This is a genomic window from Endozoicomonas sp. (genome assembly GCF_051008435.1).
In the GTDB taxonomy this organism is placed as follows: domain Bacteria; phylum Pseudomonadota; class Gammaproteobacteria; order Pseudomonadales; family Endozoicomonadaceae; genus Endozoicomonas_A.
Genome location: NZ_JBPCXO010000488.1, coordinates 16,919 through 31,456, shown reverse-complemented (window position 1 = coordinate 31,456; position 14,538 = coordinate 16,919). Strand labels below are relative to the sequence as shown.

Below are 14,538 nucleotides of genomic sequence, written 5' to 3'. Positions count from 1 at the left end.
ATTCTGGGCTAAACTTGGTCATGGCTTGCTCGAGGAGGAGTTTTTGAAATATACGACTTTTATAGTCGATTTTCTTCTTGAGCAAGTCTTGGTATTTCAGGGATGACGGCTTAAGTCAGTGCCATTGGTGCTTGATTGGCTATTTGATTGGTGGAGGGGTCTTCTTATATTTTAGATTTATTGTGTTCCCAGAGGCACTTTTTAAACACTTATGAAGCAGAATATTGCTAAGAATTCTGCCTATAAAGAGAAGTGTAGAGATGTATGAGTGCATTTTTACTGCTTCAGATCAGTAGGCATTATCTCTACTATTCTGGACTGATTGGAGAGGCGAATAACTTATTGGAAATTCAACTTTTTGAAGCCTCCAAGTTGATGATTCAAGGTCATAGGATGAATGCAGTCAGAACCGCTTGACTGTATTCATCCGAAAAATGTTTATACGGTCATCAGTCGTCTGACTTCATCTTCGTTCATCTCATTGCCAGCACCTGACAGCACCAGCTCGCCACGATCCAGCACAGCATATTGATCCGCCAGGTCACGGGCAAATTCAAAGTACTGTTCAACCAGCAGGATGGCCATTTCTCCGCGATCTCTGAGCATCCCTATGACGGACTGAATATCCTTGATGATGGAAGGTTGAATACCTTCGGTTGGCTCATCCAGTATCAACAGTTCCGGCCGGGTAACCAGCGCACGGGCAATAGCCAGTTGTTGTTGCTGTCCCCCAGACAGATCTCCTCCACGGCGATGCCTCATATCCAGCAAAACCGGAAACAGATCATAAATTTCCGGGTCAACTTTGTGCTTTGCTCGAGGCAAGCAGGCAAAACCGGTTTCGAGGTTTTCCTGTACGGTGAGCAGAGGGAAAATCTGTCGACCCTGGGGAACATAAGCAATGCCCTGCCGGGCTCGCTGATGTGATGACCGATGGTTGATTGGCTGATCCTTCCAGAGTATCTGTCCCGAAGTTGCTGAGACACGACCGGCGACTGTATTCATCAGTGTGGTTTTCCCCACACCGTTACGGCCCATGATACTTGTAACCTGACCTTTATCAGCCGTCAGGGATACAGACTTCAGTGCCTGGCTGGCACCGTAAAAGACATCTATGTTCTGAACTTCAAGCATACTGTTCTCCTGCTCAGGGCTGTTTTCCAGCTCAGGGCTGTTCTCCAGCTCAGGGCTGTTCTCCAGCTCAGGGCTGTTCTCCAGCTCAGGGCTGTTCTCCTGCTCAGGGCTGTTTTCCAGCTCAGGGCTGTTCTCCAGCTCAGGGCTGTTCTCCAGCTCAGGGCTGTTCTCCAGCTCAGGGCTGTTCTCCAGCTCAGGGCTGTTCTCCAGCTCAGGGCTGTTCTCCAGCTCAGGGCTGTTTTCCTGGCTTAAGGCTATCTTCCCAGATAGACGTCGATGACTTGTTGATTCTGCTGAACATGATCCAGAGATCCTTCTGCCAGCACACTGCCTTCATGAAGCACCATAACTCTGCAGTTCAGTGCTTTGATAAAGGCCATATCGTGCTCGACAACCACGACACTTCTCTCTTGTGAAAGCTCTCGTAGCAAGTCTGCAGTCCTGAACGTTTCTTCATCGGTCATACCGGCTGCAGGCTCGTCAATCAGAAGGAGCTCGGGATCCTGAAGTAGCAGCATGCCTATTTCGAGCCACTGTTTCTGTCCATGGGACAAGGAAGCTCCAGTCAGATCCCGGCGATCCTGGAGGCGAATCTTGAGCAGAACGTCATCAATCTTTTTTGAGCCCTCAGAAGACAGACCTTTAAACATGGACTCAAAAGGTGAACGGCGACCTTTCAGAGCCAGCTCCAGGTTTTCCCAGACGGTCAGGCTTTCGATCACCGATGGTTTTTGAAACTTTCGACCAATGCCCAGGTTGGCTACTTCTGCTTCGTCATGGCGAGTGAGATCTACAGAGCCTTTAAAGTAGATCTCTCCGGTATCGGGGCGTGTCTTCCCCGTGACAACGTCCATCATGGTGCTTTTACCGGCACCGTTGGGGCCAATAATGGCTCTAAGCTCCCGGCTCTTGATCAAGAAAGACAGGTTGTTCAGAGCTTTGAAACCATCGAAGCTGACTGTCACATTATTGAGGTACAACAGGGTGTCATCCGGTATGTGTTTATCAACCATGATCGACTACCTCTTTTCCCTGGGTTGGGGCTGATGGTTTTAAGAACTTTTGTTTGATCTGTTCATACAAACCCACGACCCCTTTGGGCAACCAGAGCGTAGTAATGACAAACAGGGCTCCCAGAGCAAACAGCCAGGCATCGGGCATGGCTCCGGTAAACCAGGTTTTGGCATAATTCACGAGCATCGCGCCAATAATGGCACCGTAAAGTGTTCCTCGTCCGCCAACGGCGACCCAGATAACCAGCTCTATGGAGTTGATAGGCGAGAACTCACCCGGATTAATAATGCCAACCTGTGGAACATAAAGTGCGCCCGCAATGCCGGCCAGGATGGCGGACACCACAAAAGCGACCAGCTTGTAGTGTTCTACCCGATAGCCAATAAAGCGTGTTCTGCTTTCTGCGTCTCTTACGGCCATTAAGACCCTGCCGTAGCGGGAGCTGACCAGCCAGCGACAAATCACATAGCCCAGCCCCAAAGCCAGTGCTGATGACATCAGGAGTACGACCCGGGTCGTATCACTTTGCAGGCTAAAGCCCAGAATATCCTTGAAGTCAGTCAGACCATTGTTTCCACCAAAACCAAAATCGTTCTGGAAGAACATCAGCATCAGGGCATACGTCAGTGCCTGGGTAATGATGGACAGATAAACGCCGGTAACCCTGGAACGAAATGCCAGCCAGCCAAACAGGAAAGCCAGAATGCCGGGAACCAGAGCGACCATCAGCATGGCAAACCAGAAAGAATCAAAACCTTGCCAGTACCAGGGCAATTCCTGCCAGTCCAGAAAGACCATGAAATCCGGTAGCTCAGGATTACCATAGACACCACGATCGCCAATCTGGCGCATCAAATACATGCCCATGGCGTAGCCGCCGAGGGCAAAGAAAGCCCCATGACCGAGACTGAGAATGCCGCAATAACCCCAGACCAGATCCAGAGCCAGAGCCAGAAGACCAAAGCACAGATATTTTCCAAGCAGGGTCACAGTGTAACTGCTGACATGCAGAGCAGAGCCTTCAGGTACCAGCAGGTTCAGTCCGGAGACAATAATGCTAATGGCAAAAACAGCGATCAAAAGCCATTTGCCCGCTGGATCATCCAGAAGAAAACGACAGAGAGGTCCTTTTGCATTCATTTTTGAGGACAAAGTTGTGGAACTCATGGATTAATCCTCCACCGCGCGACCCTTCAGGGCGAACAGGCCTTTGGGTCTTTTCTGAATGAACAGGATAATGAAAACCAATACCAGAATTTTGGCGACTACGGCGCCTGCCCAGGGTTCCAGCAGTTTATTGACTATACCCAGCCCCATAGCGGCTACCAGTGTGCCCCAGAGGTTGCCCACACCACCAAAGACCACCACCATGAAGGAGTCGATGATGTAATTCTGGCCAAGATTGGGACCGACATTGGTTAACTGTGACAGAGCAACACCTGCAACACCGGCAATGCCAGAGCCGAGACCAAACGTCAGGGCGTCAACCCTGCTGGTGGGAATGCCCATGGAGCTGGCCATGGCTCGGTTCTGGGTGACAGCGCGCATGTTCAAACCGAAACGGGTGTAGCGAAGAATAAATAATAAAGTCAGGAAGACCGCCAGACTGAAACCAATGATGTAGAGCCGGTTCCAGGTCAGGGATAAAGCATCATTGATCATCCAGGAGCCGCTCATCCATTCAGGTGATGAAACAGCCTGGTTCAGAGGAGAGAAAATAGTTCTGACCGCTTGTTGAAGAATCAGGCTGATGCCAAATGTGGCCAGAAGGGTTTCCAGTGGACGACCGTAAAGGTGACGTATGACAAGTCGTTCAATCAGAATACCGACAGTGCCCGCCACAATAAATGCGGTAGGAATAGCGATAAACAAAGATTGCTCAATTAATGATGGAAAAGCGGACTGAATGACGAAGGTCGTATAAGCGCCCAGCATCATCATCTCACCATGGGCCATGTTTATTACGCCCATGACACCAAACGTGATAGCCAGACCAATGGCTGCCAGCAGTAATACAGAACCCAGACTCAAGCCAAAGAACACACTTTCTATGGCGGAGTAGTAACTCTGTCTGCGATCCATGTCGGCCAGAGCGGTGTGAATGCTCTGAAGAATCTGTTTGTTTTCTGTTGAGGTTTTAGCTGACTCAAGGGTTGAACGTACAATAGGGTCATCGGATTCAGATAGGAGAGCGAGGCTTTCTAGCTTAGCCTCGTCGTTACCATGCTGAAAATGGTACAAGGCCATAGCGGCTGCCAGCGCTGAGCGAACATCATTATCGGTTTCTTGCTCAAACATCGCTTCCAGGTTGGACAATGCATCGGCTTCGATGTTTTTTGAGGTCTCTTTGATAGCTTGGAGACGCTTTTTCGGGTCTTCAGACTTGAGGTCCCAGAAGGCCAGTGCTGACTTAATGGCGTTACGCAACCGGTTATTGATTCGGATTTTTTGCAGACTGCGCTTTTTGACTTCGCCGAAGTCTTCACCTGTTATCGGGTCTGAAATGAGATACATCCGACCTGACTTGGAACCCGTGACCAGACGATCCGTTTTCTTTTCAATATACAGTTGGCCAGACAACCAAAGGGTTAAAATTTTCTGGCTTTCATCATCACCTTTCGCAGAGAGGAGGGTGATGGCGGTCTCCAGTTTGTCCCAAGACTTTTCACCCAACTGTTTGGCCAGTTCTTCATTGCTAGTGGCGTAGCTACTAGCCAGAGTCTGTCCGGGTGACGCAAAGACAAAAAGAAGACAGAGGCATACTAACGGCAATGCTTGCCAGAGTCTCCGGTTCATAAATTTTCCAGTGAATAAACCTATTGGTTGCCTGTCATGCTTCAGACAGACTTTTGGGGGATGGCATCAAAGGTTTGAGCCTTTCATGCCATGTGACTTCAAAAAATGACGACTGAAAGATCAGTAGTTTTGGCCAGAGCAGACACCTGATTCCAGGTTGAAGTTGCCGCACAGGATCGGGGTAGACCAGTCAGCAACAATCTTTGAGCTTTCTGGCAGGTAGTCAGTCCAGGCATCACCTATCACGCCACCTTTGGTTTCCCAGACAATTTCAAACTGGCCATCGTCCTGGATTTCACCAATCAATACCGGCTTGGTGAGGTGGTGGTTGGTATTCATTACCGCTGTGCCGCCGGTCAGGTTGGGAACAGTGATTCCGTACATGGCAGAACGAACGCTATCAACGCTGGTGGTTCCCGCTTTCTCCACCGCTTTTGTCCACATGTTGAAGCCAATATAAGTGGCTTCCATTGGGTCATTGGCTACGCGCTCTTCATTCTTGGTAAAGCTCTGCCAGGTTTCGATGAACTCGTCATTGATGTCACTTTCAGCGCTCATGAAGTAGTTCCAGGCAGCCAGATGGCCCACCAGAGGAGCCGTGTCTATGCCGGACAGTTCTTCTTCACCCACTGAGAAAGCAATAACCGGAATGTTTTCAGCAGCAATACTCTGGTTAGCCAGCTCTTTATAGAAAGGTACGTTAGCGTCACCATTGATGGTGGAAATAACGGCGGTCTTTTTACCGGCATTACCAAACTTTTTGATATCAGAAACAATGGTCTGCCAGTCAGAGTGACCAAACGGAGTGTAATTGATCAAAATGTCTGATTCTTTTACACCCTTGCTCTTCAGATAAGCTTCCAGAATCTTGTTAGTGGTTCTGGGATAGACGTAGTCAGTTCCGGCCAGAACAAAACGTTTGACGCTGCCACCTTCTGAACTCATCAGATAATCAACGGCTGGAATAGCTTGCTGGTTAGGTGCTGCACCGGTGTAGAAAACATTTTTTGATGACTCTTCTCCCTCATACTGAACCGGGTAAAACATCAGTCCGTTCAGCTCTTCAACGACAGGCAGTACTGATTTTCTGGAAACAGAAGTCCAGCCTCCAAAAATGACATCTACTTTTTCTTTTGCCAGCAGTTCACGGGCTTTTTCTGCAAACAGAGGCCAGTCAGAGGCAGGATCAACGACGACCGCTTCGAGCTTTTTCCCCAGCAATCCGCCTTGCTTATTCTGCTCATCCACCATCATCAAAACAGTGTCTTTCAGAGTGGTTTCACTGATAGCCATAGTGCCTGAAAGAGAATGCAGAACACCTACTTTGATGGTGTCTGCTGCCTGGGAAATGACCGAGAAAGACAGGGCGGCGGTGGCGGCAGAAGCCATAGCCAAGCCTTTAGCGGGTAAAAAGCCTTGCGAGAGTTTTTTGAGGGAGCTCTTCATAGTTCTTATTGATCCTGTTCTTATCCTTGTGTGCGACAGGGAGAAGAGCAATGTGTATGCCAATATTGGCAGGAGCTGCCGTTCATACAGGTAAGCCCCCACTCTTAGCACCTAAGTTAAGGTGAATCTCTTAATATCACCTTGACAGCACATGCCTTATTTCAGAACATCGCTTTCACCAAGTTGGTTCGTTTGCACTGTTTTGAAGCGTCAGATTGACCGTTTGGTTGATAAAAGCGCTAAAGCCGCCATGAGCTGACTAAGAAAAATCAATAAAAATGGAACATCTTTTGCAAGCCAGAGATGACCTTTAACACGAAGGGCTGAAGTATGGGGCTGGCATTTAATCCACTATCTAACCCGCTATTCCAATCTGATTCTGATCAGGATGACATTCCATCCGGGGATAAGGGCTGGCGTGCTGGTATTGCCGTTGAACTGAAATACCAGGATGGCCATACCCGTATGGGCCGTACGCGCCATTATGGACCGTTACGGATTCAGCGTCCGTTCTGGCCAGAAGGGAAAGATCTGGCACATCTCTATATTCTTCACCCACCTGGTGGTCTGGTTGCTGGTGATGAACTGATTCAGAGTTTTGAAGCTCACTGCGGTGCGTCTGGATTGGTTACGACACCGGCTGCAGGAAAAGTCTACTTCAATGGGAATGGCAGGCTTCAGAAACAGCTAACGTCACTAGTCGTTCAAGAGGATGCCTGTCTGGAATGGTTGCCTCAGGAAACCATTATTTTTAATGGTGCTGAAGCCGAACTGAATACTACCGTCGAGCTGAGCGATAATGGCTGTTATGCAGGCTGGGATATTATTTGTCTGGGTCGCAAAGCCAGTGGTGAAGCGTTTGAGCAGGGTAAGATCGTCCAGAATCTGCAGCTCACAAGAAATGACCTCCCATTGTATCGAGAACGCTTGGAACTGATTGCCAGTTCATCTCTCACACAATCCCTTCTTGGTCTGAACGGCCAGCATGTCTTCGGTACTTTTCTCATGAGCCTTGAGCAAAATCCCGGTTGTGATCATTTGCATGAAAAACTGGAAGCATTGGGCGGGTCGAAGTGTGTAGCCATTACCTGGCGCAAAGGGGTTTTTATTGCCCGTTATCTGGGTAGCTCGCCTGAACAGGCCAGAACATTGTTTACCTGGCTCTGGAGCGAGCTTCGCCCTCAGCTGAACAACAGAGTGGGCTGTAAGCCTAGAATCTGGAATACCTGAACGTTGATGCTTGTAGCGAATATTGAACAACAAGAATAAATTGGAGTGCTCTCATGGAGCTGACCCCCAGAGAAAAAGACAAACTGCTGTTGTATACAGCGGCATTGGTTGCCGAGCGTCGTCTTGGGCGTGGAGTAAAACTGAATTACCCGGAATCCATTGCGCTGATCTCAATGCACATTATTGAGGGGGCCAGAGACGGTAAAACGGTGGCTCAACTTATGAATGAAGGGCGTGAAATCCTGACTCGAGCAAATGTTATGGAAGGCATTCCCGAGATGATCCATGAAGTTCAGGTAGAAGCGACTTTTCCTGACGGTACCAAGCTGGTGACCGTCCACAACCCCATCGCATAACCGCCGGAGGTTTTATGATTCCAGGTGAGATCATTGCCTCCGAAGAGGCAGTCGAAATTAATGAAGGTCGGGAAACCTGTGTGGTGACTGTTGCCAATACTGGCGATCGGCCGGTGCAGGTTGGCTCTCATTATCACTTTTATGAAGTGAATCCTGCGCTGGATTTTAATCGGGATACCACTCTGGGTTTCCGACTGAATATCCCGGCAGGAACAGCAGTGCGTTTTGAGCCAGGCCAGGATCGGGAAGTTGAGCTGGTGCGTTTTGCCGGAGAAGGCAAAATCTATGGCTTTCGAGGCGATGTCATGGGTGATCTCGAACAGGGAGATAAGTAATGGCCAGAATGGAACGTCAAACCTATGTGGACATGTTTGGCCCTACAGTAGGCGACAAAGTACGTCTTGGGGATACCGACCTGTTTATCAGTCCGGAACAAGATTTCACTGTTTATGGCGACGAAGTGAAATTTGGTGGCGGAAAAGTTATTCGTGACGGTATGGGCCAGAGTCAAAGAACCAGTGCTGATGTGGTGGATACCGTCATTACCAACGCTCTGATTCTGGATCATTGGGGCATAGTGAAAGCCGATATTGGCATCAAAAACGGCCGTATAGAAAAAGTTGGCAAGGCGGGCAATCCGGATGTACAGGCAGGCGTCGATATCATTATCGGCCCTGGCACTGAAGTGATTGCCGGTGAGGGACAGATTGTCACAGCCGGGGGCATTGATGCTCATATTCACTTTATTTGTCCTCAACAGATTGAAGAAGCTCTGGCATCGGGTATCACTACCATGCTGGGCGGAGGCACCGGGCCTGCAACAGGCACTAATGCTACTACCTGTACACCAGGGGAGTGGCATATGAGCTCTATGCTGCAGGCAGTGGATAGCCTGCCCATGAATATTGGCTTTCTTGGGAAGGGCAATGGCAGCTTACCCGCCGCACTGGAAGAGCAGGTTTTGGCGGGCGCCATGGGTCTTAAACTTCATGAAGACTGGGGAACGACACCGGCTTCCATCGATTGTTGCCTGGGAGTGGCGGAGAAGTACGACATTCAGGTAGCCATTCACACCGATACTCTGAATGAGTCGGGGTTTGTCGAAGATACCATTGCTGCTTTCAAGGGAAGGGTTGTCCACACCTACCATACTGAAGGTGCCGGAGGTGGCCATGCCCCGGATATTATCAAGGCCTGTGGCGAGGACTTTGTGCTTCCGTCGTCTACAAACCCGACACGTCCCTACACCATTAACACGGTGGATGAACATTTGGACATGCTGATGGTTTGTCACCATCTTGATCCAAATATCCCGGAAGATGTGGCCTTTGCCGACTCTCGAATTCGCAGAGAAACCATTGCGGCTGAAGATATTCTGCATGATCTGGGGGCTTTTTCGATGATCGCATCGGACTCTCAGGCGATGGGGCGAGTAGGTGAGGTGGTTTGTCGAACCTGGCAAACGGCTCACAAGATGAAAGTTCAACGGGGATTGCTGCCAGAAGATACTTCCACCGGTGTCGATAACTTCAGGGCGCGTCGCTATGTAGCCAAGTACACCATGAATCCGGCGATTACCCACGGTATTTCCCATGAAGTGGGGTCAGTAGAGCCGGGTAAACTGGCTGACCTGGTGTTGTGGAAACCCGCATTTTTTGGAACCAAACCCTCTTTGGTGTTGAAAGGTGGGGCTATTGCAATGGCTCCGATGGGAGACCCCAATGCTTCCATTCCGACACCACAGCCAGTTCATTATCGACCCATGTTTGGGGCTATGGGCAAGGCCGTTTCCGCCACTTCTCTTTCTTTCGTTTCACAGGCCGCTTATGAAAACGACATAAGACGTAAGCTGGGACTGAGCAAAGTCGTTTCTGCGGTTAAAAATACTCGAACTATCCGAAAGAAAGATATGTTACTGAATACCTGGCAGCCCCATATGGAAGTGAATCCGGAGACTTATGAAGTGCGTGCCGATGGCGAACTGCTGGTCTGTGCACCGGCAGAAGTAGTTCCTCTGGCTCAGCGGTACTTCCTTTTTTAAACGGCCTTGATCAAAGAAAAATAATTTTCACAGTAAACAGCCTTGAGCGAAATGCAGCCTTGAGCGAAATGCAGCCTTGAGCGAATAAAGACAGAAGGAAAATAACAAAATGCTGAAGTTAACCAGGCGCCTGCAGGAAACTGATGTTCAGCACAATGAAGAGCTATTGCTGCCATTTGATGAGCGCAAAAGAGGTCGATTAAAGGCTAAAACGCTCAGTGGGAGAGAAGCGGGAATATTTATTGACCGTGGTGATGTTTTGAGGGGCGGGACTCTGCTTCAGGCAGACAGTGGAGAAGTGGTGCTGGTCAAAGCCAGTGACGAGGAGGTCACAACAGCCCGCTGTGAAGACAGTCTTACGTTTGCCAAGGCCTGCTACCATCTGGGCAATCGCCATGTCCCTTTACAGATAGGTGATAACTGGCTTCGATTTCAGAGGGATCACGTTCTGGATGAAATGGTGACTTTGCTGGGACTGACTGTTGATCATACAGAAGCCCCTTTTGAGCCCGAAAATGGTGCTTACGCCAAAGGTCATGGTCATCACCACCATGGTGAACACAGCCATGAGCCGGTAGAAAGTCATGAGCCGGTAGAAAGCCATGAGCCGGTAGAAAGTCATGAGCCGGTAGAAAGTCATGAGCCGGTAGAAAGCCATGAGCCGGTAGAAAGTCATGAGCCGGTAGAAAGTCATGAGCCGGTAGAAAGTCATGAGCCGGTAGAAAGTCATGAGCCGGTAGAAAGTCATGAGCCGGTAGAAAGCCATGAACACTGATGCACTCCTTGGGCTCCTGCACATTTCCAGTCCAGCTTTACCCGTTGGAGCCTTTGCCTATTCACAGGGGCTGGAAACAGCTATTGATCGTCAATGGTGTCATGACCGAGAGTCCACCTGTAACTGGATTTCTGAACTGCTCAGGCAGGGAATGGGTCGTCTGGATGTCCCCGCTTTTTTTCGACTGTACGATGCCCTGAAATCCGGAGACAGGCAGTCGGTAGAGTACTGGAATAGCCAGTTGCTCGCGTTTCGGGAAACCCGTGAGCTTTATGATGAAGACTGTCAGGTTGGCAGAGCCTTTAAAACCTGGTTGAAGTCTTTATTCCCGGAAGAATCCAGAGCGGACTGGCTGGAAACACCGACCCAGGCGGCCATGTTTGCGCTCTCCAGTCTCTGCCATGGCATGGAGAAAGAGGCCGCTACCATCGGATTGTTGTGGTCATGGTGTGAAAATCAGGTGGCGGGGGCAACAAAAGCCGTTCCCCTGGGGCAAACCGACGCTCAGAAAATTCTGCATCATCTGGCGGCTGAAATTGGCAGCATCATCGAGAGCGCCAAAAGCATTCAAGATCACGAAATGGGTAATAATCTGGTGCATTACGCTATGGCCAGTAGCTGGCATGAGCACCAGTATTCAAGACTGTTCAGATCCTAGGAAAGAGAATAATGACAAGTAATGCCTATAGCGAAAAAAAAGCACCCCAAACACTCCGCGTTGGTGTAGGTGGTCCGGTAGGATCAGGTAAAACAGCACTGCTCACAAAACTTTGTGCATCAATGCGCCAGCATTACAATCTGGCAGTGGTGACGAATGATATTTATACGAAAGAAGACGCACAGTTTCTGATTCATCATGAAGCACTGGAAGAAGACCGCATCATTGGAGTCGAAACCGGTGGTTGTCCCCATACGGCTATTCGTGAAGATGCCTCCATGAATCTGGCTGCTGTGGATGAGCTTTGTCAGAGACACCCGGGTCTGGAAATGGTTCTGGTTGAATCCGGGGGCGATAATCTCAGCGCTACTTTCAGTCCTGAGCTGTCCGATCTGACTATCTATGTGATTGATGTTTCTGCCGGGGATAAAATTCCACGTAAAGGTGGGCCGGGTATTACCCGTTCTGATCTGCTGATTATCAATAAAACCGATCTGGCACCTATCGTTGGGGCATCTCTGAAAGTGATGGACAGAGATGCGAAAAAGATGCGTGGAGACCGTCCCTTTCTGTTCACAAACCTGAAAGCGGAGCAAGGCGTTCGGGAAGTGATCGACTTTATAGTTGACAAAGGCATGCTGGAAGCGAGAATGCCTGAAAAACAAGATCACGAACCCACTGCCGTGAGTGTTTAATGCTGCACAGTCATTAGGTCATGGTAATAAAAATAAACAGAGGTAGTACAAAATGAAAAAACTGGGAGCCATTTTAACGACAGTAGCCACCGTTATGGCCTCTTCTCAGGTGTATGCTCACCCTGGGGATCACTCTGAGGGTGGTATTCTCTCAATGCTGATGCACTTTCTGACCGAACCTGATCATATGGTATTCATCGGTGTGACAGGTGCCCTGGCGTGCTTTTCCTATCGAGTCTATAAAAAGCTCAATGCTGGTAAAAAAAGCCAGGGTTGATTGATTAAGCCGGGTAGATAAACCTACCCGGCTGTTATTGAATTATCCCTAAAGCAGGTTATTCGGCTCTCTGATAAATTCTTGCAAAGAATATATTTTCAGGTTGGTGTATCCGTCCACATGCCATACCGTCACTAAGAGGTACTGACCATCTCTGCTTATAGCAGCTGATGTCGGATAACTGTTGGATATGGGAAGTCGGTCGTACAGAGTTCTCTTACGGCCCGTTTTCAGATCGATGGACAACACTTTATTGGGCAGAAAGAAAGCCTCGGCATTTCGCTTTTTATGTTGTCTGTAGTCCAGATAAAATTGCAGAGGGGCGGGTACGCTGATGTCACTGATATCCTGGAGCGTCATCAAAAGTTTTTGTCCATTGTCGTAAAGCTGGGCATTCTCAATAAAAGACGCCTGATTTCCTGACTGTGAGAAGACAGCGCTTTTTTTCAGATCACTCAAGTTAATACTGTTGACATCACCATAATCGAAAGCAAAGAGTTTTTGTCCATCATTGCCGACCAAAGCGCCATCGCCACTTTCGGTTTGAAGTGTTGAAACCTTTGGGCTTACAGAGGCAGGGGCAGTGACCCTGTAAGTGATTAAGCTATGAGGAAGGTAGGCTGAAGTATTATCTGGCGTGACAGCTACTCCATCATCTCCACCGTCACCGGGCCAACCAGCCCAGTCCGGCATCGGAATGGTTGTCACATTCATTTTTTCAGGGTTCACTGCGATTCGATTCAACCAACGTTTGCCATTGCTGAGCTGGTCATCGGCTTTGATGGTCTCCAGTGTTACGAAATAAACGTATTCACCATTCTCAGTGGTTGATAAAGAAAAGCTGGTGGCTGGAAAAAGACTGCCAGTCATACCACTGCCAGGGTTGTGCTCCAGTCTGCCGATGGGTTTGCCATCTTTCAGGGGGAATCCATAAATGCCATTGGTGGCGTTGTAGCCTGGAAAATTGGTAAAGGCCATAACATAGAGAATCTCCGTATCCCCCTGTTTTACGAATACAGCCGAGTTAGCCGCTCCGGTAATGTTCAATCGGGTAATCAGTTCTCCTTTTTCATAATCCACCAGATCAGCGCCTTGACTACCGGAGACAACGGCTAATGAACTGTAAGGCGATACCACGGTACTGTAGGGATGATTAGAGACATTGGAGATAGTGCTTTTGTGACTCAGAGACAGTTCAATAGGAGAGGCTTGAATCGATAAAGTAAGACACAGAGCCAGAGCTACTGACAGATTTTGAACAAGCTTCATAACTCATACTTTTGTTGAGAGAGATATGAAGAAGATAGATGATCTGGTGAGGGGTGAAAGGTATATAAGAATTCCTATATACCTTTCATAGAGGAGCGAACGAATTAATTTAAACTGATGGTTTTAGCATTGATGCAACTGTCTTTAACAACGGACAGTGCTTTCTCTGCAAACGCTGTGGGAGAAGTAGTTCGTTTGCTGGCTGGAATGATTTCAGCCATGCCATTCAACCCCAGATGAATAGAGTCACCGGTGGCGGGTTCAATGGTGTTTACTCTGATACCGTATGCATCGAATTCTTTTGCCAGGGGCAGGCCCATTCTGGCAACAGCGTCTTTGGAGGCCCGGCAGGCATCCTGACCAATCTTTCCTTCGCTTTCAGAAACGCAGGCCGTATTAATAATAACGCCGCTTTCACCACTGGCGTTACGTTGGTTGCATTTCATTTTCTTGGCGGCAGCCTGAAGGATGTTGAACGTGCCCATCAGATTGGTTTCAAGAATTTTATGGTATCGACTGGATGCTCTTTTAAAGCTTTCACCAGGGTCGTTGGCTGCAGCAAGACAGGGGCAGCCAGAATTAACGACTACGTCTACACAGCCAAAAATTTTCTGGGCTTGATCCAGGGCAGCGTCAATGGACTTTTCGTCAGTGACATCGGCATGTTGGAAAATAGCTTGCTGGCCGTAACGTTGGGCCAGTTCAAGACCTGCTTTGTCGTTGATATCCAGGATGGCAACATTGGCGCCAGCCTCGAGGAAGGCTTTTACTGTGGCTTTCCCCAAACCGGTTGCCCCACCGGTTACGACTGCGGTTAAACCTTTTACTTGCATTGTGTATACCTTAT

General features: G+C 48.9%; 15 protein-coding genes. 8 read left to right on the top strand and 7 right to left on the bottom strand.

All coding sequences use genetic code 11. From position 1 onward, the window contains the following. Positions 1–438 precede the first annotated feature (438 nt). The 5 genes from urtE to urtA all read right to left on the bottom strand — a co-directional run bounded on the left by urtE (position 439) and on the right by urtA (position 6,333). Positions 439–1,134, bottom strand: coding sequence for an urea ABC transporter ATP-binding subunit UrtE (urtE, locus tag ACR2PX_RS24305; RefSeq protein WP_434001938.1), 696 nt, complete (start codon positions 1,132–1,134; stop codon positions 439–441). Positions 1,135–1,388: 254 nt separating this feature from the next. After that, positions 1,389–2,147, bottom strand: a complete 759-nt coding sequence (urtD, locus tag ACR2PX_RS24300) for an urea ABC transporter ATP-binding protein UrtD (RefSeq protein ID WP_434001937.1) — start codon at positions 2,145–2,147, stop codon at positions 1,389–1,391. Further along, positions 2,140–3,315 (bottom strand): urea ABC transporter permease subunit UrtC, encoded by a 1,176-nt coding sequence (gene urtC, locus ACR2PX_RS24295; protein ID WP_434001936.1) that lies wholly within the window; start codon positions 3,313–3,315, stop codon positions 2,140–2,142. The genes urtD and urtC overlap by 8 nt, the downstream gene beginning before the upstream one ends. Before the next feature lie 3 nt (positions 3,316–3,318). After that, positions 3,319–4,944: an urea ABC transporter permease subunit UrtB gene (gene urtB / locus ACR2PX_RS24290; RefSeq protein ID WP_434001935.1), complete on the bottom strand. Its 1,626-nt coding sequence runs from the start codon at positions 4,942–4,944 to the stop codon at positions 3,319–3,321. A gap of 120 nt (positions 4,945–5,064) precedes the next feature. Then, entirely contained in the window at positions 5,065–6,333 is a 1,269-nt protein-coding gene (gene urtA, locus ACR2PX_RS24285; protein WP_434001939.1) for an urea ABC transporter substrate-binding protein, read from the bottom strand. Positions 6,334–6,720: 387 nt separating this feature from the next. On the opposite strand from urtA, the gene ACR2PX_RS24280 reads away from it, so the two are divergent. The 8 genes from ACR2PX_RS24280 (at position 6,721) to ACR2PX_RS24245 (ending at position 12,422) form a co-directional block, all read left to right on the top strand. Continuing rightward, complete coding sequence (locus tag ACR2PX_RS24280) at positions 6,721–7,620, top strand: urease accessory protein UreD (RefSeq protein ID WP_434001934.1); 900 nt, start codon at positions 6,721–6,723, stop codon at positions 7,618–7,620. A 53-nt stretch (positions 7,621–7,673) separates the two neighbouring features. Continuing rightward, positions 7,674–7,976, top strand: coding sequence for an urease subunit gamma (locus tag ACR2PX_RS24275; protein ID WP_434001933.1), 303 nt, complete (start codon positions 7,674–7,676; stop codon positions 7,974–7,976). A gap of 14 nt (positions 7,977–7,990) precedes the next feature. After that, positions 7,991–8,311, top strand: a complete 321-nt coding sequence (locus ACR2PX_RS24270) for an urease subunit beta (RefSeq protein ID WP_434001932.1) — start codon at positions 7,991–7,993, stop codon at positions 8,309–8,311. Then, positions 8,311–10,017, top strand: a complete 1,707-nt coding sequence (ureC, locus tag ACR2PX_RS24265) for an urease subunit alpha (protein ID WP_434001931.1) — start codon at positions 8,311–8,313, stop codon at positions 10,015–10,017. Before ACR2PX_RS24270 ends, ureC begins: the two co-directional genes overlap by 1 nt. Before the next feature lie 109 nt (positions 10,018–10,126). Then, a complete protein-coding gene (gene ureE / locus ACR2PX_RS24260) occupies positions 10,127–10,792 on the top strand; it encodes an urease accessory protein UreE (RefSeq protein WP_434001930.1) in 666 nt (221 codons plus the stop codon). After that, positions 10,782–11,450 (top strand): urease accessory protein UreF, encoded by a 669-nt coding sequence (locus ACR2PX_RS24255; RefSeq protein ID WP_434001929.1) that lies wholly within the window; start codon positions 10,782–10,784, stop codon positions 11,448–11,450. The genes ureE and ACR2PX_RS24255 overlap by 11 nt, the downstream gene beginning before the upstream one ends. Before the next feature lie 11 nt (positions 11,451–11,461). Further along, the gene (gene ureG / locus ACR2PX_RS24250) at positions 11,462–12,145 is read left to right on the top strand and encodes an urease accessory protein UreG (protein WP_434001928.1); all 684 of its coding nucleotides are present in this window, start codon (positions 11,462–11,464) and stop codon (positions 12,143–12,145) included. A 52-nt stretch (positions 12,146–12,197) separates the two neighbouring features. Then, positions 12,198–12,422 carry a HupE/UreJ family protein gene (locus ACR2PX_RS24245; protein ID WP_434001927.1) on the top strand — a complete coding sequence of 75 codons (225 nt, stop codon included), beginning with the start codon at positions 12,198–12,200 and terminating at the stop codon, positions 12,420–12,422. A 48-nt stretch (positions 12,423–12,470) separates the two neighbouring features. On the opposite strand, the gene ACR2PX_RS24240 is transcribed toward ACR2PX_RS24245, so the two are convergent. Then, positions 12,471–13,691, bottom strand: coding sequence for a hypothetical protein (locus ACR2PX_RS24240; RefSeq protein WP_434001926.1), 1,221 nt, complete (start codon positions 13,689–13,691; stop codon positions 12,471–12,473). Between the two features lie 104 nt (positions 13,692–13,795). Beyond that, complete coding sequence (locus tag ACR2PX_RS24235) at positions 13,796–14,524, bottom strand: SDR family NAD(P)-dependent oxidoreductase (RefSeq protein WP_434001925.1); 729 nt, start codon at positions 14,522–14,524, stop codon at positions 13,796–13,798. Positions 14,525–14,538: the final 14 nt, after the last annotated feature.